This window comes from Sphingobacteriaceae bacterium (assembly GCA_016715905.1).
Lineage (GTDB): Bacteria > Bacteroidota > Bacteroidia > B-17B0 > Aurantibacillaceae > Aurantibacillus.
Genome location: JADJXI010000003.1, coordinates 76,374 through 100,784, shown reverse-complemented (window position 1 = coordinate 100,784; position 24,411 = coordinate 76,374). Strand labels below are relative to the sequence as shown.

Annotated in this window: 23 protein-coding genes and 1 pseudogene; 12 read left to right on the top strand and 12 right to left on the bottom strand. The window is 34.9% G+C overall.

From position 1 onward, the window contains the following. Both IPM51_00770 and IPM51_00765 read left to right on the top strand, forming a co-directional pair. Positions 1-423, top strand: a complete 423-nt coding sequence (locus IPM51_00770) for a hypothetical protein (protein MBK9282832.1) — start codon at positions 1-3, stop codon at positions 421-423. Then, positions 420-968 carry a hypothetical protein gene (locus IPM51_00765; protein ID MBK9282831.1) on the top strand — a complete coding sequence of 183 codons (549 nt, stop codon included), beginning with the start codon at positions 420-422 and terminating at the stop codon, positions 966-968. Before IPM51_00770 ends, IPM51_00765 begins: the two co-directional genes overlap by 4 nt. Before the next feature lie 197 nt (positions 969-1,165). Here IPM51_00765 and IPM51_00760 read toward each other — a convergent pair whose 3' ends face one another. Continuing rightward, the gene (locus IPM51_00760; GenBank protein ID MBK9282830.1) at positions 1,166-2,680 is read right to left on the bottom strand and encodes a glutamate--tRNA ligase; all 1,515 of its coding nucleotides are present in this window, start codon (positions 2,678-2,680) and stop codon (positions 1,166-1,168) included. Positions 2,681-2,739: 59 nt separating this feature from the next. On the opposite strand from IPM51_00760, the gene IPM51_00755 reads away from it, so the two are divergent. The 5 genes from IPM51_00755 (at position 2,740) to IPM51_00735 (ending at position 9,297) form a co-directional block, all read left to right on the top strand. Continuing rightward, positions 2,740-3,675: a hypothetical protein gene (locus IPM51_00755; GenBank protein ID MBK9282829.1), complete on the top strand. Its 936-nt coding sequence runs from the start codon at positions 2,740-2,742 to the stop codon at positions 3,673-3,675. Between the two features lie 82 nt (positions 3,676-3,757). Next, positions 3,758-4,507 (top strand): response regulator transcription factor, encoded by a 750-nt coding sequence (locus IPM51_00750; GenBank protein MBK9282828.1) that lies wholly within the window; start codon positions 3,758-3,760, stop codon positions 4,505-4,507. Positions 4,508-4,582: 75 nt separating this feature from the next. Further along, positions 4,583-7,486, top strand: coding sequence for a histidine kinase (locus IPM51_00745; GenBank protein MBK9282827.1), 2,904 nt, complete (start codon positions 4,583-4,585; stop codon positions 7,484-7,486). A 56-nt stretch (positions 7,487-7,542) separates the two neighbouring features. After that, the gene (locus IPM51_00740; GenBank protein MBK9282826.1) at positions 7,543-8,499 is read left to right on the top strand and encodes a gliding motility-associated C-terminal domain-containing protein; all 957 of its coding nucleotides are present in this window, start codon (positions 7,543-7,545) and stop codon (positions 8,497-8,499) included. Between the two features lie 78 nt (positions 8,500-8,577). Next, on the top strand, positions 8,578-9,297 hold the full coding sequence (locus IPM51_00735) for a 2-phosphosulfolactate phosphatase (GenBank protein MBK9282825.1): 720 nt from the start codon (positions 8,578-8,580) through the stop codon (positions 9,295-9,297). Positions 9,298-9,305: 8 nt separating this feature from the next. On the opposite strand, the gene hemH is transcribed toward IPM51_00735, so the two are convergent. Genes hemH through IPM51_00715 form a run of 4 tightly spaced genes read right to left on the bottom strand, consistent with a single transcriptional unit; the run spans position 9,306 to position 12,837 of the window. Further along, entirely contained in the window at positions 9,306-10,319 is a 1,014-nt protein-coding gene (gene hemH, locus IPM51_00730; GenBank protein MBK9282824.1) for a ferrochelatase, read from the bottom strand. Further along, entirely contained in the window at positions 10,316-10,978 is a 663-nt protein-coding gene (locus IPM51_00725) for a lipoprotein signal peptidase (protein MBK9282823.1), read from the bottom strand. The genes hemH and IPM51_00725 overlap by 4 nt, the downstream gene beginning before the upstream one ends. Positions 10,979-10,990: 12 nt before the next feature. Continuing rightward, positions 10,991-11,440, bottom strand: coding sequence for an LEA type 2 family protein (locus IPM51_00720; GenBank protein ID MBK9282822.1), 450 nt, complete (start codon positions 11,438-11,440; stop codon positions 10,991-10,993). Next, on the bottom strand, positions 11,440-12,837 hold the full coding sequence (locus IPM51_00715) for a dipeptidase (protein ID MBK9282821.1): 1,398 nt from the start codon (positions 12,835-12,837) through the stop codon (positions 11,440-11,442). Before IPM51_00715 ends, IPM51_00720 begins: the two co-directional genes overlap by 1 nt. Positions 12,838-12,901: 64 nt before the next feature. On the opposite strand from IPM51_00715, the gene IPM51_00710 reads away from it, so the two are divergent. The 3 genes and pseudogenes from IPM51_00710 to IPM51_00700 all read left to right on the top strand — a co-directional run bounded on the left by IPM51_00710 (position 12,902) and on the right by IPM51_00700 (position 14,839). Continuing rightward, positions 12,902-13,870 (top strand): hypothetical protein, encoded by a 969-nt coding sequence (locus tag IPM51_00710; GenBank protein MBK9282820.1) that lies wholly within the window; start codon positions 12,902-12,904, stop codon positions 13,868-13,870. Beyond that, on the top strand, positions 13,867-14,463 hold the full coding sequence (locus IPM51_00705; protein ID MBK9282819.1) for a hypothetical protein: 597 nt from the start codon (positions 13,867-13,869) through the stop codon (positions 14,461-14,463). The genes IPM51_00710 and IPM51_00705 overlap by 4 nt, the downstream gene beginning before the upstream one ends. Next, positions 14,463-14,839, top strand: a pseudogene (locus IPM51_00700) (RNA-binding S4 domain-containing protein). The gene IPM51_00705 and the pseudogene IPM51_00700 overlap by 1 nt, the downstream one beginning before the upstream one ends. A 53-nt stretch (positions 14,840-14,892) precedes the next feature. On the opposite strand, the gene IPM51_00695 reads toward IPM51_00700, so the two are convergent. From IPM51_00695 to IPM51_00665, 7 genes are all read right to left on the bottom strand, one after another. Next, positions 14,893-15,450 carry a hypothetical protein gene (locus tag IPM51_00695; protein MBK9282818.1) on the bottom strand — a complete coding sequence of 186 codons (558 nt, stop codon included), beginning with the start codon at positions 15,448-15,450 and terminating at the stop codon, positions 14,893-14,895. A gap of 8 nt (positions 15,451-15,458) precedes the next feature. Then, the gene (locus IPM51_00690; protein ID MBK9282817.1) at positions 15,459-16,595 is read right to left on the bottom strand and encodes a hypothetical protein; all 1,137 of its coding nucleotides are present in this window, start codon (positions 16,593-16,595) and stop codon (positions 15,459-15,461) included. A gap of 17 nt (positions 16,596-16,612) precedes the next feature. After that, positions 16,613-17,545 carry a T9SS type A sorting domain-containing protein gene (locus tag IPM51_00685; GenBank protein ID MBK9282816.1) on the bottom strand — a complete coding sequence of 311 codons (933 nt, stop codon included), beginning with the start codon at positions 17,543-17,545 and terminating at the stop codon, positions 16,613-16,615. Between the two features lie 153 nt (positions 17,546-17,698). Then, entirely contained in the window at positions 17,699-18,355 is a 657-nt protein-coding gene (locus IPM51_00680) for a response regulator transcription factor (protein MBK9282815.1), read from the bottom strand. Between the two features lie 48 nt (positions 18,356-18,403). Beyond that, positions 18,404-20,095 (bottom strand): hypothetical protein, encoded by a 1,692-nt coding sequence (locus IPM51_00675; GenBank protein MBK9282814.1) that lies wholly within the window; start codon positions 20,093-20,095, stop codon positions 18,404-18,406. A gap of 4 nt (positions 20,096-20,099) precedes the next feature. After that, complete coding sequence (kbl, locus tag IPM51_00670; GenBank protein ID MBK9282813.1) at positions 20,100-21,290, bottom strand: glycine C-acetyltransferase; 1,191 nt, start codon at positions 21,288-21,290, stop codon at positions 20,100-20,102. 83 nt (positions 21,291-21,373) lie between these two features. Further along, a complete protein-coding gene (locus IPM51_00665) occupies positions 21,374-22,657 on the bottom strand; it encodes a T9SS type A sorting domain-containing protein (protein ID MBK9282812.1) in 1,284 nt (427 codons plus the stop codon). A gap of 96 nt (positions 22,658-22,753) precedes the next feature. Between IPM51_00665 and IPM51_00660 the strand changes: the two genes are divergently transcribed. Together IPM51_00660 and IPM51_00655 are read left to right on the top strand one after the other, a co-directional pair. Continuing rightward, a complete protein-coding gene (locus tag IPM51_00660; protein MBK9282811.1) occupies positions 22,754-23,815 on the top strand; it encodes a VOC family protein in 1,062 nt (353 codons plus the stop codon). Next, complete coding sequence (locus tag IPM51_00655) at positions 23,812-24,411, top strand: hypothetical protein (GenBank protein MBK9282810.1); 600 nt, start codon at positions 23,812-23,814, stop codon at positions 24,409-24,411. Before IPM51_00660 ends, IPM51_00655 begins: the two co-directional genes overlap by 4 nt.

Sequence of the window (24,411 nt, the reverse complement as noted above, 5' to 3'; positions counted from 1 at the left end):
ATGAAGAATTTATTATTTATTTTACTTTTTTTGGATTCGTTTAATATTAATTCACAGCCTTTAACATTCGAAGAAAATTACAGAGCACATAAAAGGTATTGGTTTTATCGCGCCCGCGTAATAAACGATTTTATGAAAATAGATAATGAGCAAGGGAATTGCATTATGTTAGCAGAAAGAAATTATGAATATACTGGTCAAGAACAAAAGGATCAATACAATAAATACTATAGCAAAGTCGGACCTGATCAAATCGATCTTACAAATATGTACTTAGCTAATTTGGCCTTAGAGTATAAATTATTGAGTAGAGCCAATCAAAGCACACAAGAAACCATAAAAGAAATTTATTATATTTTAAAAACACTAAACCGACTGGATAATGAAGCTGATCAGTTTTGGGAACAAAATAAATTATCATGAAAAAATTATTTAATATTATTTTTCTAATTGGTATTTGCAGCGTTCTTCTCACCTGTAAAAAATACGATGAGGGAGGCTGGATTAGAAGAACCTGCAAAAATTTATTTGGTGGTAATAAGGTAGGAGACAGCAAAACATGGAAGTTGAAAAAATACGAAGTAAATGGAATTGATTCTACTTATTTAATAAATACTGGGGGGATACCGGATTTTTATGAGAAAACAATAAAATTCACATATAACAGCGAAGGCGACCCTTCAATAGGATACTTGGCAAATACTTTTGTTTATGAGTATAGTGGGAAAATTGTTCCAAAATCAGAATATTTTACACTTGGCATGAGTCATTGGCCTATAAATCAAGAAGACTCAGCTCAATGTAAATCTATAAATAGCATTTATTATTGCTCAAGAAACCTCTTATTTCCTGAATTAAAAGATATTTACTCGAAACAGTGGATGATAAATAAATTAACTAAAAACGAATTAATAATTGTGTCGGATTACCGGTTAGAAAATTCATATAAACTAATATTTGTGCAATGAAAATAATCTTAGTTTTTACTCTTGCTATAATAAGTGAGTTCTTTTTTTCACAACCTCTTTCCATTCAACAAGATCAATTAGCACATCGCCGATATTGGTTTTATAGAACAAGGTTTATTAACGACTTCACCAAAATTGGGAGTAGTCAAGGAATTACTTTACTTTTGTTTCAGTTGAGGTACAATTTTGTTTTCTTTTCATTTTTTCGCTAAGGCAATTTCCAAACGCTTTACTGTTTCTTCTTTTCCAATCAACTCCAGCATATCAAATAATTGGGGACCACCGGCAACACCGGTAATTAAAACACGTAACAATTGCATATCCATTTTGCCCAGCGTACCTTCGGCATCTTTAAAAGCCTTGGTAATAGCTTCCGATTTCCAGGGCTCCAATTTTTTAAACACATCGCCCAACTGAGTAAAAATATTTTTGCTTTGCTCGTTCCATTTCTTGGCCATCACTTTTTCATCATACGTGCTTGGTGCTTCAAAAACATATTTTCCCTGTTCCCAAAACTCATGCACAAACTGTACTTTTTCTTTTACCAGTTTACAAAATGCAATCACAAATGCATCATTTCTTTCAATGCCCTTCTCTTTCAGCACCGGTTTAAATCCATTGGCTAAATCCTCATCCGATTGCATGCGCAAATATTGCTGATTAAACCATTTGGCTTTTTCCGGATCAAACTTGGCACCGCTTTTATTTACTCGTTCAAAATCAAATAAAGCAGCCATTTCATCAATAGACATGATTTCCTGATTATCTCCGGGATTCCATCCCAATAAAGCTAAAATATTCACAAAGGCCTCGGGGTAATATCCGGCTTCTTTATAACCAACATAAGGCGCATTTTCTCTTGGATCTTTCCAACTCAGAGGGAAAACAGGAAATCTTGCTTCTCTTTTAGAAATTTTTCCATTTCCATCCGGATTCAATATCAAAGGCAAATGAGCCAGCTTGGGCATTTCATTTTCTAATCCCAAATAACGGTATATCAAAATATGAGCCGGCGCACTGGGCAACCACTCTTCTCCCCGCACCGCGTGAGAAATTTTCATTTCAATATCATCTACAATATGAGCCAAATGATAAGTTGGCATTCCATCACTCTTCAATAAAACCTTATCATCTACCTGTGTTGAATTTACAGTTACCCAACCTCGAATAATATCATGAAAACGAATTTCTTCATTGCGCGGAACCTTTAATCGTACTACATGCTTAGCACCACTCTCCAATAATTTTTTTACTTCATCTTCGGGTAAAGTTATGGAGTTACGCATGTTTTGTCGCGTTACCGCATTGTATTGCGGAGCCACCACTTTTGCAGCTTCCAAACGTTTGCGCATGGCGTCTAATTCTTCTTCTGTATCAAATGCGTAATAAGCATGTCCTGATTGTATCAATTGCTCGGCATACTTTTTATAAATGCCCAGTTCTTTACGTTCACTTTGTCGGTACGGTTTATGCGGACCATCACCAAAGCCCACCCCTTCATTAGGAGCAATGCCACACCATTTTAAAGCCTCAACAATATAAGCCTCAGCGCCTTCAACAAATCGGTTTTGATCGGTGTCTTCAATTCTCAATATAAAATCACCCTTGTGTTTTTTGGCAAATAAATAATTAAAAAGGGCAGTTCGTACGCCGCCCATGTGTAAGCCACCCGTAGGGCTAGGCGCAAATCGAACACGTACTCGTTTTTCCATAGCCCGCAAAGATAATCCTTTTTTGTTGTATTTTCTGTCCCAAAACTGTAGCTTTAGGAGTGAACTTTCGCTTCGATCCTTATAAAATTTATATACGTCAACTTTGTGCGTTGATGGATACTTGCCGAAGAAAAAAGAATCCGGCCATGTGGTTGCACGAGCAGGGTGCTCGAACTTGTTTTTTTATGTTGGAAGGTATAGCGCGCATTGAATTAAAATGCGAGCACGAGAAAGCCAGAAAAAAACACAGGTTTTATAAAAAAATGGAAGATAAATTGGGGCAACTGGATTATTGGTTAAGTGTAAAATCGGAACTTAAAAATCATAAAAAACTTTCTGCCGTCCAATTGAATGAATTAGACTATAAAATTGAAAAAGCATTTAACCGCATAAACGGTTATTTAATAAAAAATAATTTTTTTGAACGAAAATTAATAAAATACCGCAAACCCTTGCTGGATTTAAATAACAGAAATTTAATTATACAAATCAGAAAAATAATTGCCGCCGATTTACAAAAATGTTTGGTATTTTTTGAAAGCCATAAAACCGGATTTAACGATTTGGAATTACAGGTACATGAATTCAGACGAAAATTAAGATGGTTTAGTATTTATGCCCAATGTTTACAAGGCTTAATAACTTTGCAGGATGAACAAAAAAATTACAGCTGGGAAAAAGATTATATAGATGAAGAAACCGTTCAAAATCCCTTTAATAAATTACCAGCCAAGAAAAATTTAAAATTAAATATAGCGTACCGCAAAAAACCATTCTTAGCCTTAAGCAAGATTATTCAGGAATTGGGAAGGATTAAAGATAAAGGTTTGCACGCCGAAGGATTACATATTTTAAGTGCTAAAAGCAAACCGGATAAAGTTTCTCCGGATCAGCACGGCGAATTATTAAAGGAGGCGCATCAAATATTAGAGAAATTCTTTTTAAAGGATAGGGTTTTTGCCCAATTATTGGTTAATCCATCAAAAAAAGCTTGACTTTACTCAGCCGAAACCCACCTTGCATAATTGCAAAAAAAACACTAATATTAATGAGTAGATTTAACCTAAAATTTAAAATATGCAAAAATATCGCGCAGTAATCATTGATGATGAAGAAGACAGCAGAAGTAACACCAAAAATATGTTACAGAATTACTGTCCGGAAATAGAAGTAGTGGGTGAAGCAGCCAGCGGACCTGAAGGTAAAATCAAAATACAGGAATTAAAGCCCCATGTGGTTTTTTTAGATATTAATATGCCGGGCATGAATGGATTTCAAATGCTGGAAGGTATTTATGACCGTGATTTTTGCGTTATATTCTTAACGGCATATAGTGAACACGGAATTACTGCGGTAAAAGCTGGAGCTACTGATTATTTATTAAAACCATTAATGTTGAGTGAACTGCAAGGAGCCATTAAAAAGGTGATTCAGCACTATGATGCAAAAGGGACCACAACAAATGCAAAAACTGAACCCGGAGATAAAAATTTGGTATTAATAAATCACAGTAAAGGATTTACCTTGGTTGACTTTAAAGACATAGTTTGGTTAGAAGCCAACGATAATTACACCAATTTATACTTAAGCGGGCCTAAAAAAATTATTGCCAGTAAAACATTAAAAGAATTTGAAATGATTTTACCATCAAATGACTTTTTCAGAATTCACCGTTCAGCACTTATTAATGTAAATTATGTGAAAGAGTACAGCAATAACGAAGGAGGAGAAGTAATTTTAAGTGAAGGAACTCACGTACAGGTAAGTAAAGCGCGTATTCAAGAGTTTGGGGATTTTATCAGAACTAAATCTGTTTCGCCTAAATAACGCATTTTTTATACGTAATTAAAGCCCGTTATTCGGGCTTTTCGTATTTTTATAAATTAATAAACCCCATTTGAATTGAAATTCAGATTTGTATTTTTATTTATAGCACTTACTTCACTTTTTAAGTTAAGCGCACAAACGCCTGCCTTTAACTATCAAAAATTCGGGAGCGAAGAGGGCTTAAACAACGCCAACATTTTTAGTATAAAACAGCACCCTAACGGAGTAATGTATTTTACCACGCAAAATGGAATTTATACTTACGATGGATATAATTTTATTAAACTTAAAATAGACAGTTTAAAAAGTAATGCCTTACAAAGTTTAAATATTGCCAATGCACAAAAGTTACATTTATCGCTTCGTGATCAAGGTTTAGCTGAATACAATTTAGAGACTAAAGCATTTCAATTAAACAAAGAAATTCCATTTAAAGGCAATTGCGACCAGTTTATAGAAAATGAAGATTTTATTTATTTTCTAAACAGCGGTACAGAATTAAATATCGTAAATCTTAAAACAAAAGAATTAATAAGCGACAGCGAATCGAAAAAAAACAGAAGCAATACCGCACATTGTATTTTCAAAAGCAGTTCCAACAAAATTTATGTAGGCCGGCAAGACGGACTTTATGAAATTGTTGGAGCAGCGCAGGTAAGAACAAACTTTATAAAAGGTTCAGGCGTTTATGCTATTTCCGAATCGGCCGAGGGCGAACTGGTTCTAGGTACTTCCGGCTCTATTGTCATTCTTAAAAATAATACGGTTTATAAAGAGATTATTCCATCTTATACCAAAAAATCTGCTTCCTTTCAATTAAACGGCGGCAGGAATATTGAAAAAATTATCATTGATAAATACAACAGAATTTGGTTTACCGCTTTTCCCGGTGAATCACTTTATTTATTCGAGAATAATAAAGTGTATGATGCTTTTGAATTGATGGATTTGCCACCCACCTTGATTAATAATATTTACAAGGACAGAGATGAAAATATTTGGATAAGTACATTTAACGATGGGGCTTATTTTATTCAGAATACCTACTTTAATTCATTAAACTTTTCCTTCGGTAGAAAAATTCTCAATGTAAATAGCGTATTTCTTAAAAACAATTTATTGGCTGCAGGAACTGCCAATGGCCTTTACGGAATAAATTTAAATTCCCTGGAATCCAAACCCATTTTTAAGCCGGATGAAATTTTGGCCGAACCGGTAGGTACAATTCAGGAAATTAATAACACCATTTATTTTTCGGCACGTAGTGAAATGCCGGTTTCTTATTTCACCGATACCAAAAATATTTACAAGTTTAAATCCATCAACGCAGCACAGTTTTATCCACTCGACCAATCTGTAATTGTTGCCGATCGCATGGCCAGCGTTTTACAATATGACGAAAACCTCAGTCGGTTTATGGATACTTTAATTTCCTTCCCCAATTACCGAATTGCCATCAATGATCTGTACAAAAGCGGCGACTCGCTTTTAGTGGCTACCAATGCCGGATTGTATATTTATTCCTATTCCAAAAAAACTTATCACGCCGTAAACAGTAGCGCTTTTAATTTTATTATCAACGATATAGCCAATATTAACGGAAAAATTTATCTCGCACACGAATCAGGTATAACCGATTTGGCCGATAAAAAACTAATCAATTCCATACAGAATATAAATTTAAATGCGGTAAAGAAAATAAAATCCTTTAACGATTATGTTTGGATGGCCACACTTGATGGAATTTTGGTTTGTGATAAAAACTTTAATCCCTTAATGTTGTTAAACAAAAACATTGGCTTGTTATCCAATGCGGTAAGCGATGTGGTTTGCAATAATGAAAGTATTTGTATTGCTACTGCGCGGGGTTTAAGCATAGCCTCTTTAAAAAACGTTTTGGAGGCCGGCACAAAACTTCCGGCAGTTACCATTAACGAAATTAAAATAAATGCGATAAGCAACAGCGTACCAAGCGGAACAATTAATTTAAGCAGTGATCAGGAAAATATTTATGTTGGATTTAACAGCCCGATGTACAGCAAACCCAATAAACAATATTATCGCTACCGTATAAACAACGGGGAATGGATTTTTGTAAACGATAATTCCATTGCCGTTTCCATCAGTAACGGAGGATATCATCAAATTGCCATTTCAGTTTCAAAGGATAAAATAAACTGGAGTGATGATACGAACTTGTATTTTCTGAAAGAAGCAAAAATTACGGAAAGTGGATGGACTATATTTGCAGCCGTATTAATTACTTTATTGGTGATCAGCGGAATATTCTGGATATTCTTTCAGCGTCATAAAAAAATTACGAAACAAAAATTACTGGAACAGCAGGAAATAAATGTTTTAAAGCATCAGGCCATGAATGCTTTGTTGAGTCCGCATTTTATTTTCAATTCACTTACTTCTATTCAAAATTACATTAATTCCAATAACAGTTTAAAAGCCAGCGAATATTTGGCCAAATTTTCGCGTTTAATCAGAATGATTATTGAAAAGGCATCACAAGGAGAAATTACCTTACAGGATGAATTGGCCCGTTTAACTTATTACCTGGAATTAGAAAAAGAAAGATTTAAAAACAAATTCAGTTTTGAAATTTCAGTTGCCTCAGATATTAATACTTCAGAAACAAAAATACCAAATATGATAATTCAGCCTCACGCCGAAAATTGTATTATTCATGGTATTTTACCCAAATTGGAACATGGTACCTTAAAAATTAATTTTCAGAAATTAGCTAATCAAAAACTATTGATTACGCTGGAGGACGACGGCATTGGATTAATAAAAGCCAAAGAACATTCAAAAACCGGACATAAGTCATTAGGAACTGCAACCATTAAAAATATTTTGGAAATTAATTCCAAACTTTCCGGTAAAAAACAATCGGTACAAATGATTGACAAAAGCACCTTAACGCCGGCCGGACAAGGCACTATAATAACCATTGAATTAGAATTATAAAAAGAATACTTACATATCTATTTTTTATTTGTTTTTCTGTTGCGCATGCACAAAACATGAACTTGTTACCCGATACCTTTGGTATTTGTGCCGGCGAAATTGCTACCTTAAAAATTGAAAAACGATTAGAAAAAAATGCAACCATCATTTGGTACGATACTTATGCCGGTTATACACAACAACAGGTATTAGCCTCACAACCCTATGCTATCAAATATGCAGTATTAAAACCCGGCAAAGTAACTGTAAAAGTAATCATAGGAAAAAACACGTATTATGACAGCACTATGGTTGTACTCAATAAAAAACCGGTATTAAATTTAAAAGACTCTACCTATTGCAAAGGCAGAAGTGTTTATCTCGATGCTAAAAATCCCGGAATGAAATACACCTGGAGTACCGGTGAAACTTCTCAAAAGATAAAATTAGAAAATAGTGGTACTTATTGGGTTAAAATAAATAATAACGGCTGTATAGTTTCCGATACGGCCCGTATCAAATTTATTCCCGGCTCCACGCCAAACTTTGGTGAAGAAGTTACCTTTTGTTTGAGTGACGAAAATAAAACCTTAAGCATTAAAACATTACCCGACACCAAAATACAATGGAATAACGGATCCATTTATCCAAGCCTTAAAATTACCAAAGATGGAATTTATTGGGTAAAAACCTTTAATAAAAATTGTGGTGAACAAATTGACAGTGTGAAAGTGATATTAAAAGCTTGTGATTGCGAAATGCTGATTCCAAACAGTTTTACGCCTAATGAAGATAATCGAAACGATTATTTTTTCCCTGTCATTCAATGTGAGTACAGCGAATTTGAATTAACGATTAAAGATAAGTGGGATAATATTGTATACATCAGTAAAAATCCGAATGGGAAATGGGACGGACGTTTTAAAGGAAATTTATGTCCGGAAGAAGTTTACATCTATGAAATTAAAAGCGTAGAAAAGGCCACCGGCAAAAAAAATCCGCCCAGAGTAGGAAAAGTATCCTTATTTAGATGATTTAAATCGTTTAATGTGATAAGCTGAGCTTTTTACTTTTGTTTTTATCCGAAAAATGTTAAGTTTGTTTATAGAAAGATGAAGACGAAACCGAAAATTGAAGTTTGTTTTACCCCTCAGGCTTATCCCCTTTTTCACAATCCCAATGCCATTGTTGTTGTTATAGATGTTTTAAGAGCCACTTCAGCAATAACTACAGCCTTTTATCACGGCGTAAGTAAAATGATTCCGGTAGCAAGCATTGAGGAAGCAAAAAAATATAAGGAAGAAGGCATGCTGGTTGCCGCAGAACGCAATGGCGAAATGGTTGAAGGATACGATTTAGGCAACAGTCCTTTTGGATACATGAATACCAAAATAAAAGGAAAAACGGTGGCAATTACAACTACTAACGGAACGCAGGCTATAGAAGCAGCTAAAAATGCAAAAAAAATTATTGTTGGGAGTTTTTTAAATTTAGATGCTATTGCTGCCTTTTTATTGAAAGAAAAACAAGATGTTTTATTTGTTTGTGCGGGTTGGAAAAATAAATTTAATTTAGAAGATACTTTATTAGCCGGAGCTGTTAGTCACCAGCTTACTTATAAAAATCAATTTACAACTACTTGTGATTCTACTTTAGCAGCCATGCATTTATACAATGGCGCGAAACACGATTTGTATGAATTTTTATCACACTCCTCACATAGAAACAGATTGTCTAAATTAAATCTGGAGCGAGATATTAAATATTGTCTTACACCCAATCAATGTCCGGTGATTCCAATTATGGAAGGCAAATTTTTAGTTAAGCTTTAAATAATAATTTATAAGGAAATCATTTTCACAAGGGCCTTGGCCCAATCATCACTTGCATTTAAACTGGGCACCAAGGTAATTTTTTCACCCCCATGCTCTTTAAATATCTCATCATACTCTGTTCCAATTTCATGAATAGTTTCCAAACAGTCCGCTACAAAGGCCGGAGAAAAAACCAAAACTTTTTTAGCGCCCTTTTTAGCCAATTCAGCCACTACTTTATCGCTATAGGGTTTTAACCATTTATCATCTAATCGACTTTGAAAAGCAGAACTGTATTTTCCTTGCGGTATATTTAATTTTTTCACCAGTTGGCGAGTTGTTTCCATACAGTTGGCCCGATAACAATATTGATTTTCCTTTGTTATCACATCACAGCACGTTCCAAAATTACAAATCCCATTACCGTAATGAGCCGATGCTTTTTTAATTTGCCTTTCCGGTAAACCGTGATAAGAAAATAAAACATGATCGTAATCTGAATGATTGTATTTATCGGCCACCTTTACAAAAGCCTCAATAAACTCGGGCCTGTCGTAAAATTTACTAATGAAATTAAAAGAAGGAATAACTTCCCAATTTTTTAATTCATCCATTACTTCTTCCATGGTACTTCCTGTACTTGAACTGGCGTATTGAGGATATAAGGGAATAATATGAATGCGCGAGGGTTGCTCTTTTCTTAATTTATGCAATACGCTTTTGATAGAAGGATTACGGTAACGCATAGCCAGCTCAACAATAAACTGCTCACCTAAAGTTTGTTGTACTTTGTTTTTTAATTCAATACTGTTCAGTAATAAAGGCGAACCTTTTTCGGTCCATATTTTTTGATACAGTTTTGAGGAAGCAAATCTCCGGAAAGGAACAATGATGCCATTCACTAAAATAAAACGACCAATAGGGTTGATATCAATCACTCTTTTGTCATTTAAAAACTGCGTTAAATACTGCCCAACTTTTCCCGGTGTAGGATCATCAGGCGTGCCCAGGTTAATTAATAATACGGCTTCTTTAATCACTTGCTTTCTTCGTTTTTGGCAGCTTCCTGATCAGGTTTTGCTTCTGCTTTTTGTGTGAATTTTTTCTGAAAGGCAATAATAATGCCTACACCAAATGAAATGGACATATCGGCAAAATTAAAAATGGGACGAAAAAACTGAAATGATTCTCCACCTACAAAGGGAACCCAATCCGGAAAATACCCGTTCCACATAGGAAAGTAAAACATATCCACCACTCTACCATATAAAAAAGGTTCGTAACCCCCTTCGGCCGGTAAAAATTTGGACACATTAAATTCATCGCTTTCGCTAAACAAAACTCCATAGAAAGCACTATCAAAAATATTACCTAATGCTCCGGCTAATATAAGAGAAACAGATACAATAAATCCCGGATGTTCTTTTTGTTTGATGATATAACGAATATAAAATCCTCCGCCAACACAAGCCAAAATACGAAATACGCTTAATATTATTTTGCCGTATTCCCCGCCAAATTCAAATCCGAATGCCATACCCGGATTTTCAGTAAAATGAATGATACACCAATCTGCTGCCCGGCCCACTTCTCCCAAAGGATAATTGAGTTTAATGTAAATTTTAATGAACTGATCGATGAAGAGAACACCCAGCACCGTTATTAGAGGAATTTTGTATGTTTTAAAAAACTGCTTCATCTTTCGAGACTATTATAACCCCACTCTTTTCTTTTCATCAATAGGGAATTTTTTTCGAATGAAAAACTTACCCGCTTTAATACTTCCTTTAACCTGCAATTGTCCGTTTCCGCCTCCACTCACCAATTTCATTACTTCGGTTAAACTAACGTCCTTAAACTTACCGTTTATAGTAAAATAATAATTCTTTTCTTTATTCGCTTCAATAAAAACTCTTTTTTTAGTTTTGGCTTTTCCTAAATACACTCCGCCATAATAAACATCAAAGGTGCTGCGATAAACTGAAAAACCAATATTATTTGGATTCTTAATACCTATGCCCACATTCGCGCTAATTCCTGTCATATCTAGTTTAGTCATTTTATAATCTTTAACTCCGGTACATTGTGGTTCTTGAAAAGATTTACAGGATACCAGCAAAACCAATATTAAATATTTAAGCAAGCGAAATTTTGTAGACATTACTTTTTAGTGAGCGCAGTATAATGTTTATAAAACAAAGGAATGGTTTCTATACCCTTGTAATAATTAAATAATCCGTAATGCTCATTAGGTGAATGTAACGCATCGGTATCTAATCCAAAACCGAATAAAATAGAATCTAAACCTAATTCTTTTTTAAATAAAGCCACAATGGGAATGCTGCCGCCACCTCGTGTTGGTATTGGTTTTTTTCCGTAGGTATCCTGCATGGCTAAACTTGCCGCTTTGTATCCTGCACTTTCAGTACTCACCACTACCGGTTCACCACCGTGATGAGGCCTAACTTTTACTTTAACCGATTTTGGTGCAATGCTTAAAAAATATTTAGTGAACTTTTCGCTGATATCATCCGAGTTTTGTCCGGGCACCAAACGCATGCTTATTTTAGCAAAAGCTTTGGAAGGTAAAACTGTTTTTGCACCTTCGCCGGTATATCCACCCCAAATACCATTTACATCTAAAGTTGGACGAATACCGGTTCTTTCCATGGAAGTGAAACCTTTCTCACCCCAAACATCTTCCACATTCAAATCCTTTTTAAAATCTTCCAGATTAAAAGGAGCTTTACCTAAATCATCACGGTATTCTTTAGAAGGAACTTCTACATTATCGTAAAATCCGGGAATAGTAATGTGATTATTCTCATCATGACAACCGGCAATCATTTTACATAAAATATTTACCGGATTAGCTACTGCACCTCCGTATACTCCACTGTGTAAATCTCTGTTTGGGCCTTCTACTTCTACTTCCATATAAGCCAAGCCCCTCAATCCTGTATCAATACTCGGCGTATCATTGGCTAATAAGGAGGTATCCGAAATTAAAATTACATCCCCTTTTAATTTTTCTTTATTCTCCACAATCCATGCGCCTAAACTTGGTGAACCAACTTCTTCCTCCCCTTCAATCATGAATTTTACATTGCAGGGCAAAGTATTTGTTTTCATCATTAATTCAAAGGCTTTAATGTGCATATACATTTGTCCCTTATCATCGCAAGCGCCTCGTGCAAAAATGGCCCCCTGCGGATGCAATGGAGTTTTTTTAATTACCGGTTCAAAAGGTGGAGAATCCCATAAATTTAAAGGGTCGGCCGGTTGCACATCATAATGTCCGTACACCACAATGGTAGGTTTAGCCGGATCAATCATTTTCTCCCCATATACCACCGGAAATCCTTTAGTAGCAGAAACCTCAACCTTATCGGCACCGGCTTCCTGTAAGCGTTGTTTAACCGCTTCGGCTGTTTTTAATACATCGGCTTTATACTTGCTATCAGCACTCACAGAGGGAATGCGAAGTAATTCAAGTAATTCATTCAATACACGATCCTTGTTCTGATCAAGGTATTCATTAATAGTAGCTTTTTCCATAATTAAGCTTTAAAGATAGTTTTTTTAAGCATACCGAGACATTCCTTTTTGTAACTTTATAACAATGAAAATTAGTGCTTTAACAATTCTATTATTACCCTTTTTTCTGATTGCGCAAAATGTTCCTAAATCAGTTCATTTTATAGGTTACTCCGGTAAATTATACTCCACCTATAAAAATAAAAACGGAATATATTTTAAAGCTGAATTAATAAATCCATGTTCTGTTTATAGAGAAAGTGTGGTTTATGCCAGTAAGACACAAATAGTTTGTGAGCCTCAAATTTTATGCGATACTTTTTCTAATTCATTTAAAGGCAGAATATATGTGTATTGGAGTGATTTGAAAAACGGAAAAGATAATGAGGATATTTTTTTATGCTTTAGCGATGATGAAGGAATAAACTGGACGGAACCTGTTTTGATTACTTATGCCGTGAATCATAAAACGCAAACTCTTCCGCTTATGAAAATTGAACCCGGAAGTGGTAAATTAGTATTGACTTATTTAGACGCTACAGCTTCAATTTCCAATAATCAATTCGATTTAATGTATGCCGAAAGTAATAACGGGGGACTAAAATTTGAATCTGTTCGCCTTAATCAAAAAGCTTTTCAAAAAAAAATAAAAAAAATAGATTTACAACTCACTACAAATAATATTCCCTTTTTACAAGTACATGAAAAAAATATAATCAGAAAAAATAAATACAATTACCTCATCTCAGATTCCCTTCTTTTAAGATTAAAAGTTCAGTACGCAATTAAACAAATCATTTTAAACAAAACTTTTAATTGTAAAGACAGCATAACTATTCGCTTTCAAGCCCCCAAGGCCGGTTTGTTAAGCGCCGGAATTACTAATCCCTTACACTCTGAAAAAGAACATACTATTGTTAAAAAGAGAAAAATTAAAGAAGGTAACAATAGCTTGTTTATTGATTTAAAAGGGCTGGGTTTGAAAAAAGGGACATATGTTGTAAATTTATACTACAACGGTACGCACAGTTACAGTTGGTTAATTCCGGAATGAAAAGAATTTTAATCATATTTATTTTTTTGGTGCAAACTATACATGCACAACGGATACAGAATTTTAATTTATCCTTAACCAATACCATTGTAAGTGTTCGTTTTACGGTGAGTGCCGGCAGTCAATGTGTGGGGTATAATGTGTTGCACAGTATAGATTCTTTAAACTATTATCCGATATATAATTACGCCGGTATTTGTGGGGAGATAAGTAAGGCAACCAATCATTCATACGATCATTATTCTCCGGCTTTAAATGCAGTCAATTTTTATAAAATTGAATTGAACGGTGTGGAAACATCTCCTCCACAGCGCATTTTTGTTTCCACCTCTCCGCAGTACAACCTGCTTTTATATCCCAATCCCGTTTATAATTTTTACGATTTACTCAATATAAAAGTATCTAACGCCAATAATACTCGTTTGGTGGGTTATATTTATAATCAATCAGGCAAACCTGTTAAAGAAATTGATTTAATTACCCAGCTTGATTATGCAGCTTTGAATATTTTTGATTTGGTAAACGATATGTATGTATTGTGGTTAACCGACGGCTATGTTATTTATTCTTCTAAATTTATTGTTAATCGTTAATGGAAGTTCGGGTCGACACGTATTTGTGGGCAATACGTATGTTTAAAACACGTACATTGGCTTCCGAAGCAATCAAAGGCGGAAAAGTAAAATTAAACGATTCCAAAATTAAAACTTCTCATTTGGTAAAAATTGGTGAACGTTATTCCATAAGCATTGGTGATCATAAAAAATTGTTGAAGTGAGCGGCTTAATTGATAAGCGGGGAAATTATGAAACCGCGCTACAATTTTATATTGATCATTCACCAAAGCCCGAAAAAAATTCAAAATTGCCTTCCGTTTTTTTTCAAACCAAAATTATTCGCGAAAAAGGAAGTGGTCGTCCCACCAAAAAAGAGCGAAGGGATTTGGATGATTTTGGGTGGGGAGTATAATCACTTAAATTTTTAAAATAAAAAAGCCCCGTTTGTAACAGGGCTTTCCATTATTATTCTTTCGCACCATTTGATTTAAGAAAACTAAATAAGGCTCCTTGTGCCTCTGTTGGTCGGTATTTATCATATTCGCGTGCAATTTGCAAAGTTCGTTTTCCGAATGCTTTGCCATTTAAATCTGCCTTCTTCTCTATCATTTTCTTTGCCATTTTAATGTCGCGATTATGTTCTTGACCTTCACACAAATTATTAGCTGCAACAAAATGATGGCTCTTTGTTGCCAAGACTTGTATGAGAGAAGATCCGAAACCGTTCTCTTTATCTGGATCGGCCCCTTTATCTAATAAAAAGATAACCATATCAGCATTCAATGCACCTAAAGCAGCGTGCACAGGCCACTCATTATATTTAGTTGTTTGAGTTTCAATACCATTTATGGAATATGGGCCATCGTACTTTTTATTAATATTAGCACCTTGACTAATCCAGTATTCAACAGCCTCAATATTACCAGAACAAATGGATTCCATTAGTTTTCTTTGAGGATCCTGAGCTAAAGCAAATCCTGTTATGAGGATAAATGCAATAAAAAATTGTTTCATTTTTTTCATGGCTTGTACTATTTATAAGTTATTGAAAGGGGTTCGAGGATATATTCAATGATTCCATATTTATTGTAACGAATCTTTTTCACTTCAAGACCTAGTTCAGGCACATACCAACGATCTTCATACATCACGGTGTAGCCCTCTTCATTTTTATTGTCAGCACCTTTATTCATTGCCTTTTCAACCTTTTTAGCAGCTTTCAATTGGCGCCTTAAGGCTAGCTGTTCAGCCTTAGAAGCTACCGTATTGCTTACTTCAGATTTTTTATCAGTATACGCTTTCGCGTCCATTTTCACATTCAAGTCTCCATTCCACTCTTCACTACGTATAATGTAAGCCAGATATGTTTTTCCGCTGATTGAAATATTTTCTGTGGCTGTAACTGCTGCACCAACATTAAAAATCCGGCTAAGTCCCATTTCAATATTTGTTTCAAGTTCAACCGGTACATATTCATAAACATTTTCGTAACGAGTAACAATTCCAAGGCGTTGTTCAAAACCATAATTGCTGTTACCTATTCCAAATTTTTGAACCTCCACATTTTCAATAGATTTTGTTGTCTTTTTTCCTGTTACCACAGCTGCCATTACTTGACTGAATGACTTTTGAGGAGTAACCATATAATGCATCATTGAAATAGGAAGTACATCTCCTATTTTAATTTTTGAAGGATAACGCAAAATCGGAAAAGTAAGAATCGCTGTCGTATCCACTTTGTAATCTTTCGTTATTCCTTGAATCATCATCGGCTCTGTGTGCACAGCCCAATAGGTGGTGTCTTTTGTGAAAAACAGAGCGCCATCAAATTTGTTAACGCTTCGGCACCCACTACCTCCAACTACAGGCTGACGATAGTAGGTTATGAATGAAGTTCCTTTGTCTGAACTTTTTTCATTAGCTATCTCAATTGTAACCGGATCTTTACTGAAGAATTTCATCTGACCTGAAAGGGCTTTTTCATTAAATTCATCAACTAGTTTTTCTCTTTCAGCAGTTTTTGTTTTATTAGTTATTTCCGGAACATGAGATAGCCCAAAATCTTTATGGCTCATAGTTAAAATCATACCATTCTTTACAACTGTTGCATTTTGCGCAATGCTCAGCGAGAAGGGTATAAAAAGAAGAGGCAGAATGAGGTTTTTCATAATAATATTGATAATAATTAATTTTTAATCACCTTCATCAAACTTGATGATGCACTAGATTTCACTTCTATGAAGTACAAACCATTTTGTAATGATTCCAATGAAAGATTTTCGCCTTGCATTTCTATTTCCATGCATTTCTGTAAAGTAGAATTATAAATAGTTATATTCTTAATCGTATTTAGATCTTGCCCCTTAAATTTGATAATGCCATTAGTTGGATTCGGGTAAACATTGAACAACAATTCTTTATTGATTGTTTCATTTATTCCACTTGGTGCATAGTTGTAATTGTACACAAATTTATTTGCTATTGAATTGTCGCCCTTTCTAACATAATGCAGATGCAAACGCATTTCGGGTTGCGAATCGTAATAAGAGAAAAGCGTATCAGCGTCACCAATGTTGTAAGTTTTAAGTCGAATTGCATTATTAAAAGTGCCATAAGGAGTTGTTAATGTGCCTGTGCCATCGCATTTAACTGTACGTGTTGTTGTTCCGACACCTGTCGTATACGTAGAAACGTGGGTGCTTCCTACATTCATCCCGAAAGTATAAGTAGTATAAGGCACCGGCTTCATGTTGTAATTTCCTCCTGATCCTCTTTCACCTAATTCGATCAATCGATCATTCTGTATGTGCAAAAAGTCTATACCAACCGTCATCGAACCCAATGACTTTAACCTGAAGTAATTTGCCGCAGGAAAAGTAGACTGATCGGAAGCTGTAGTGGCAGATAAAGGTATGATGGAATAAGTTAAGGTAACAGAATTCGCAATTGGGTTGAAATTCCAGAACTGTCCGCTACCCCCAGCTGCATGAGTGATAGCACCGGTAACAGTATTAAAACTATATACTGTTCCAATTGCAGGCATAACGCTGTGCGTGGTAGGTTGAGCCAACAATGTTAAGCTAACCATGGAAGACAAATAAATAAAAATTCTTTTCATAATAAAGGATTTGGTTTATAGAGCAAATTTCAGGGTTTTGTTAGTGGCCAAGAATAGTACAAATGCACTAATTTACTGTTTGATATATGATAAAAAGCAAAAAGCCGGATTTTTCCGGCTTCCAATTGAAACGTTGATCCGATATATTTCTATTTAGATCAGATTATTCTTAAGCGCTACCTTTACTGCATCAACTTTACCATTCACATGAAGTTTTTTATAAATACTTGAGATCTGATTTCTGACGGTATGCGGGCTAACAAATAATCTTTCAGCGATCTCTTTGTGATCATATCCATCTACAAGACCTTTAAGCACTAATAACTCCCGTTCTGTCAGATCCGATTTCGGAGCATTGGCCATGATTATCATTTCCGTTTGAGTTAGAAGCTTTAATGCTTTTCTGGCTATAGCAGGACTCATAGGAACTGTTCTAAATTCCTTCACTTGCTTAATGAAATTAATAATCGTGTCAGAGCTCTCATCCTTCAGCAAATAACCGGAAGCACCCGCCTTGACTGCTTCAAATATCTTTTCATCGTCATCAAATACTGTCAACATCAGAAATTCGATGTCAGGATATACAATCTTCGCATCTCTAACCGTATCAATTCCGTTTTTTTCAGGCATATCAATATCCATTAATACAATTTCCGGATGAGAGGACGCCGGGGTCTCTTTCATCCTCTCTAGAAATTCAGCACCATTTTGAGAGGTGAAAACAACTTTGATCTCGCCATTGTACTCCAACTCCCTGGCCCTATCCATACGATTTAACCTTTTATCATCAACTATTGCGATCTTTATCATTCTACAAATAAACTTATCAATTTACCTTCTAGGAATAGTGCATTTGAACTAAATATAAATGATTGTTACTGAAGTGCCACTCCCTTTTACAGAATTGATTTCCAATTTCGCTCCAATATGCTTCAATCTATTTCGAATGTTTCTCAAGCCATAGTTATCTTCTTTTTTCTCCTCTTCAAATCCTACCCCATCATCATGGAATGATATCTTTAGTTTTGTTTTTTCGTCTGAATAGAAATCAATTCGAACAGACTGTGCCTTACTATGCTTATTGATATTGTTGGCTATTTCCTGTGCGCATCTGTAAATTGCCAAAACATCCTCATTGGCAAGAATATATTCTGAGCTTATGGAATCTGTGATTTTGAGTGTACACAAAATATACTTTCTCAAATACACTTTTAATTTATCACAAAGATCGACATTGCTGATGTTTTTATTATTCAAGGTCCAAAGCGTCTCTCTCAACCTATTCATCACATCCTGAGAGGAGTCCTTCAAAAACATAAGTTCTTCTTTCTCTAACTTATTAAAAGAGTAATTCTTAATCAGCCAATCAATCTTCGAACTAATAAAGCTTACAGATGAACCAACATTATCGTGTAATTCTGCTGATATACGATTGCGTTCTTTCTCCTTAGTTTCCAGCTCAACTCTTTTTTTTACATTTTCCTTTTCAATTCGATTTACTTCATCCTTTAATTTTTGCCTGCTTTTGAATCGAATAAAGAAGAAAGAAAAGAGCAAAAGAATAATTGTTACAATTCCGACGAAAAGAATTTTTGAATATAAGGCCTCTTGCTCTTTTGTTTCTAACTCCAATTTTTGAATCTTCAGCTGACTATCTTTTTTCTCTGTTTCATACCTGGTTTGGAGTTCAGACATATTCTTTTGACTTTCTTGATCAAGAATACTATCCTTTATTCGCAATACAGAATTCATATCACTGATTACCTTTTCAAGATCATTTCTTTGACGATGGACCTGAATGCTTGAATTATAGTAACTCTTTAGCTCATATAAATTCTTTGAAGCTCTCAAATACTCACTCGCTTTACTCAAATAATAAAATGCTGAATCATACTGTTTAATCCCAAATTGTAGATCAGAAAGTGTAACGAATAAAGACATTTTTTGATCTGCATTCCCCTTTATTAATCGAAAGACTCGGGCCATATGCGTTAATTGCAATGCCTTTCTATGATCTCCAAATTCATTGTATACACCTGCTAGATTTTTAAGAGCTGTACCTATTGCTGCTGTATCTGCAGATCTGATCCTATATTCTAAAGAACTATTGAAATGCCCTAGTGCAATAGAGTCCTGGTAGTCTGCATAATAAACATTACCAAGTGTGTTATATGCGTTCGCCTTTAGTTTGTCGTCATTTCTTCTTAGGGCATATTGTACTGCTTTCTCAGCAAATGGGTAACTCCTTTTGTTTTGATCTGTCTCTGTATAGATAACAGCAATGTTATTGCACAACGCAGCCATTGATGTTGTATCTCTTCTGGCCTCAGCAAGCTTCAATGCATTAAAATACCAATTTAATCCATCGTTGTAAAAGCCATTCTCTACTAATTGTGTTCCGATCTCCTTCATTAAATCCAGCCGAGACGTTGTTTGCTGCACTTTATTCAGAAGGAGCTTTAGGCTATCGATCGATTTGGTTTGTGTTAAACCATACATAGAAGAAAACGCCATGATGCAAAAATAAACTTGGCGCTTTACTGAATTCATATTTTTACTTTATGATGACGCCCAGCTCTTTCCCCACTTTCTCAAACGCGGTAATTGCTTTATCCAAATGCACTTGTGTGTGAGCTGCACTTAGTTGCACACGTATACGGGCTTTATCTTTAGGTACAACAGGATAGAAAAATCCAATCACATAAATTCCTTCATCTAATAATTTATTAGCAAATTGCTGCGAAAGTTTTGCATCGTATAGCATGACCGGAACGATGGCTGAGTCTCCTTCACGGATCTCCAAACCAATTTTTTTCATTCCTGCTTTAAAATAATTGACATTGTATTCTAATTTATCTCTCAACTCAGTTGTAGAACTTAACATATCAAATACCGCAATAGATGCGCCAACAATACTTGGCGCCAATGAATTTGAAAATAAATAAGGACGAGAACGCTGCCGAAGAATTTCGATAATCTCTTTATGTCCGGTCGTAAATCCACCCATTGCTCCACCCAATGCTTTACCTAAAGTTCCGGTAATAATATCCACACGCTTCAGTACATTTTTTAATTCAACCGTTCCTCTTCCGGTTTTTCCAATAAAACCACTGGCATGGCTTTCATCTACCATCACCAATGCCTTGTATTTATCAGCTAAGTCGCAAATTTTATCTAAAGGTGCCACAAATCCATCCATGCTAAAAACTCCATCTGTTACAATAATTCGGTGACGCTGCGCTTGTGCCTTTTTCAATTGCTCTTCTAAATCGGCCATATCGCAATTTTTGTAACGATAGCGTTGTGCTTTGCATAAACGAACCCCATCGATAATAGAAGCGTGATTTAATTCATCACTAATAATCGCATCTTGTTCATCAAACAAAGGTTCAAATACTCCACCATTAGCATCAAAAGCTGCTGCATACAAAATGGTTTCTTCTTGTCCTAAAAAATCGGCAATCTTTTTTTCTAAAGTTTTATGAATATCCTGCGTACCGCAAATAAAACGAACACTACTCATACCATAACCATGAGTATCTAATGCCTTTTTAGCCCCTTCAATCACTTTAGGATGAGAAGAGAGTCCTAAATAATTATTCGCGCAAAAAATTATTACTTCTTTGCCGTTTACTGTAACTGAAGCCCCTTGCGGAGATGTGATTACCCGTTCACGCTTAAACAAACCATTCTCATCAATTTCCTTAAGTGTATTTTGCAATTGATCTTTTAATGTACCGTACATAATTTGATTTTTTCAGGGGATTAAATTAATAAAAAAAGCCCGTTAAAAACAATGTTTAACGGGCTTGTAGTTGTAATAAAAACTTAATGATTGATAATCAATTTTTCAGCCCTGCTTTGTGCTGCATCATTTTGCATAATTACAGTATAAATACCCGAATTAAATTGTAATAGTGAGATTTGTTTGAGTGACACTTCCATGGGCTCTTCAAAAACCTTACGACCAAGACCATCGTAAATCAATAAGCGGGTATTTTCATTTAACTGACCTTCCCACGAAATTAAAAGATTGTTGCTCGCCGGATTTGGAGCCAGCTTTAAAAAACTATTTCCGAAAGTTTGGTATTCATTTAATCCGGTAGGTGCGCAGGTTGGCGCAAGCGTTACGGTTTGTCCGCATCTCCATTGTGAATATGAAATTCCGGTAGTTGCCGACCAAGCCGCAAATGCAGCTTGCTTTTGACTAATCGTTTTCCAATTTACCTTTCCCTGGGCAACTAAAACATTAACAGAATCCATCAATGTAGTTAATTTAGCTCTTAAGCCCGGAGATTGAAAATCTTTAAAATTAAACATAACAGAAGCATTATAGAATTTATTTGCCGGATAGGTTCCGTTTTTAATTTTTGTAGCTTCACTTCGTATTTCCGCTATAACTGTTTGAATATTGGTTGACTGATCAACATTCCAGGCACAGCCATTACCTTGTAGCCAATAATTTTTGGATGGATCGTGACAATAAAAATCGATAGAATCTACATTACCTCTAGGCTTCCATGTGCCATAATTATTTGCATCTTTTGAGTGTAAGGGTAATGGAGAACCGGTGCCTGCTCCCCAAAGTATATCTACTTTCCATGATGAACCAAATACACCGGTAGTTGGTGTTGTAAACGCTATCCAATCGCCGGGATAAGGAATGTAAACAAAACCACCTAAATTATTGGATGATTGCGCCCCGGTAGAATCAATTAAATGAGCCACATCGGCTATATTGTAAGTGTAAGTTGGCGTTTGCGTTTTATATCTAGGATCTATTTCTACCACATTTCCAAAAGGTACTCCGCCCAATTTGTAAGCATATTCCATAATATCTGTGGCTGTTGTAGCAGCCATTTCATGTTGCAGGCAACCCAATACAAATTTCTGATTGGTTTGTAAATTATACTTTGCTCCTTTAGCATTTATTACATCAATAATTTTTTTCAAAGTGTCTCTTGTTTGAACATAAAAGGTATATGTATTATAAGGCTCAGTTAAAGTCATTTCATTGTGGGAAGTGATACCGATGTTTAAAGTTGGACTTGGAATTTGCGCCTTGCAAATCAATCCACTAAAGAAAAAACAGAATAATATTAATTTTTTCATGGCTATTTTTTTTATTAAAAATAATAAATTTTAGCGATTAAAATCCGGAATCCGGAAACATATACTTAAGTTTGTACTATTAATTTTTTAATTACTATGTCCTATATAATTTCCGGAATACAACAAGTTGGCATTGGTGTTTCGAACGTACACGAAGCTTTTAATTGGTATAACAAACATTTTGGCATGGATATTCCAGTTTTTGAGGAAGCTGCACAAGCCGAACTCATGTTGCCTTATACCGGTGGCCAACCGCATTCACGCCACGCCATTTTAGCCATTAATTTAAAAGGCGGAGGTGGTTTTGAAATTTGGCAATACACCAGCCGAACACCGCAACATCCTTTATTTGAACCTAAAATGGGCGACTTAGGCTTTTTCTGCGCTAAAATGAAAACAGACAATATTCAGGAGTCTTTTACTTATTTGAAATCATTAAATACAAAACTATTAAGCGAAGTTTGTTTGTCACCTTACGGTAAAAAACATTTTTATTTACAAGATGCTTACGGAAATAATTTTGAAGTAATTGAGGATAACAATTGGTTTGGTAACGGTTTAAAAAATACCGGTGGACCTAACGGCATGGTGATTGGCGTAAGAAATACCGAAAGATCATTGCGTTTTTACAGTGAAATATTAGGATATGACCAAGTGCTTTATTCAGGAGAAGAATCCTTTAAAGATTTAGCGCATTTACCCGGCGGAAATGTACTTTGCAAGCGAACCGTACTCACTCATTCTAAAAACAGAGTTGGACCTTTTTCGAAACTGTTAGGAAAAAGTTATATTGAACTCATTGAAGTTAAAAATTATACTCCCCGCAAAATATTTGAAAATAGATTTTGGGGCGACTTAGGTTTTATCCATTTGTGTTTTGATGTGAAAAACATGAACGAATTGAAGAACAAGTGTGAAAAAAGCGGACATCCTTTCACCGTGGATGGAGGTTCAGGATTTGAAATGGGAGAAGCAGCAGGACATTTTACTTATATTGAAGATCCGGACGGTTCATTGATTGAATTTGTTGAAACCAAAAAAATTCCGATTCTCAAAAAATTAGGTTGGTATCTTGATCTTAAAAAACGAGCGCCCGAAAAACCCTTGCCCGATTGGATGTTAAAAACCATGGCCTTAAACAGAAAAAAAATAAAATGAAAAAAATAATTTTTCAAACAATATTGGCCTTTGCACCTTTCCTTCTTTTTAGTCAGGAAAATATTTCTTCGCCCACTTTCATTCAAACTTGCATTAAAAATCACCAATGTTATTCCATTAGCAATTCCAGTTATCTTTTTTATGATGAAACTAAAAGCAGCTTTTATTTAAAAGTTGATTTTTCAAAATTTGAAATTGGTATTGATTCCATAGATGATTGGTTAAAAGATTTGGAAGAAACCAGTCTTTTATTTAAAGCACCAATGGATCCATCACATTTCAGTGGCCTGGCCAATCATAATCATAAAACAATTAAATTAAATGGTCAGGTTTTTTTAAACGGAATATGGCACAATCAAAGTGTTGAGCTAAATTTATATATGACTGAAAACGGATTATTAAATCAAAACAATAATCAGAATAACTTTGATTTATATAAGGTAAATTTTATATTAAATATTTTACCAAAAGAGTTTAATATTCATAAGAAGCCACATCATTTAAAAAAGAGTATAGTTATTGGAGTAACATTAGGAAGAATTAATCAGTTAAAACCGGGCATGATACCTTTTTTGGGCGAAGCCTATAATCACTAG

What these genes read in the sequence shown, in the direction of transcription:
- IPM51_00770 (MBK9282832.1), top strand. Translation starts at nt 1, where the DNA reads ATGAAGAATTTATTATTTATTTTACTTTTTTTGGATTCGTTTAATATT.
- IPM51_00765 (MBK9282831.1), top strand. Translation starts at nt 420, where the DNA reads ATGAAAAAATTATTTAATATTATTTTTCTAATTGGTATTTGCAGCGTT.
- IPM51_00760 (MBK9282830.1), bottom strand. Translation starts at nt 2,680, where the DNA reads ATGGAAAAACGAGTACGTGTTCGATTTGCGCCTAGCCCTACGGGTGGC.
- IPM51_00750 (MBK9282828.1), top strand. Translation starts at nt 3,758, where the DNA reads ATGCAAAAATATCGCGCAGTAATCATTGATGATGAAGAAGACAGCAGA.
- IPM51_00740 (MBK9282826.1), top strand. Translation starts at nt 7,543, where the DNA reads ATGAACTTGTTACCCGATACCTTTGGTATTTGTGCCGGCGAAATTGCT.
- IPM51_00735 (MBK9282825.1), top strand. Translation starts at nt 8,578, where the DNA reads ATGAAGACGAAACCGAAAATTGAAGTTTGTTTTACCCCTCAGGCTTAT.
- IPM51_00725 (MBK9282823.1), bottom strand. Translation starts at nt 10,978, where the DNA reads ATGAAGCAGTTTTTTAAAACATACAAAATTCCTCTAATAACGGTGCTG.
- IPM51_00720 (MBK9282822.1), bottom strand. Translation starts at nt 11,440, where the DNA reads ATGTCTACAAAATTTCGCTTGCTTAAATATTTAATATTGGTTTTGCTG.
- IPM51_00715 (MBK9282821.1), bottom strand. Translation starts at nt 12,837, where the DNA reads ATGGAAAAAGCTACTATTAATGAATACCTTGATCAGAACAAGGATCGT.
- IPM51_00710 (MBK9282820.1), top strand. Translation starts at nt 12,902, where the DNA reads ATGAAAATTAGTGCTTTAACAATTCTATTATTACCCTTTTTTCTGATT.
- IPM51_00705 (MBK9282819.1), top strand. Translation starts at nt 13,867, where the DNA reads ATGAAAAGAATTTTAATCATATTTATTTTTTTGGTGCAAACTATACAT.
- IPM51_00695 (MBK9282818.1), bottom strand. Translation starts at nt 15,450, where the DNA reads ATGAAAAAAATGAAACAATTTTTTATTGCATTTATCCTCATAACAGGA.
- IPM51_00690 (MBK9282817.1), bottom strand. Translation starts at nt 16,595, where the DNA reads ATGAAAAACCTCATTCTGCCTCTTCTTTTTATACCCTTCTCGCTGAGC.
- IPM51_00685 (MBK9282816.1), bottom strand. Translation starts at nt 17,545, where the DNA reads ATGAAAAGAATTTTTATTTATTTGTCTTCCATGGTTAGCTTAACATTG.
- IPM51_00680 (MBK9282815.1), bottom strand. Translation starts at nt 18,355, where the DNA reads ATGATAAAGATCGCAATAGTTGATGATAAAAGGTTAAATCGTATGGAT.
- IPM51_00675 (MBK9282814.1), bottom strand. Translation starts at nt 20,095, where the DNA reads ATGAATTCAGTAAAGCGCCAAGTTTATTTTTGCATCATGGCGTTTTCT.
- kbl (MBK9282813.1), bottom strand. Translation starts at nt 21,290, where the DNA reads ATGTACGGTACATTAAAAGATCAATTGCAAAATACACTTAAGGAAATT.
- IPM51_00665 (MBK9282812.1), bottom strand. Translation starts at nt 22,657, where the DNA reads ATGAAAAAATTAATATTATTCTGTTTTTTCTTTAGTGGATTGATTTGC.
- IPM51_00660 (MBK9282811.1), top strand. Translation starts at nt 22,754, where the DNA reads ATGTCCTATATAATTTCCGGAATACAACAAGTTGGCATTGGTGTTTCG.
- IPM51_00655 (MBK9282810.1), top strand. Translation starts at nt 23,812, where the DNA reads ATGAAAAAAATAATTTTTCAAACAATATTGGCCTTTGCACCTTTCCTT.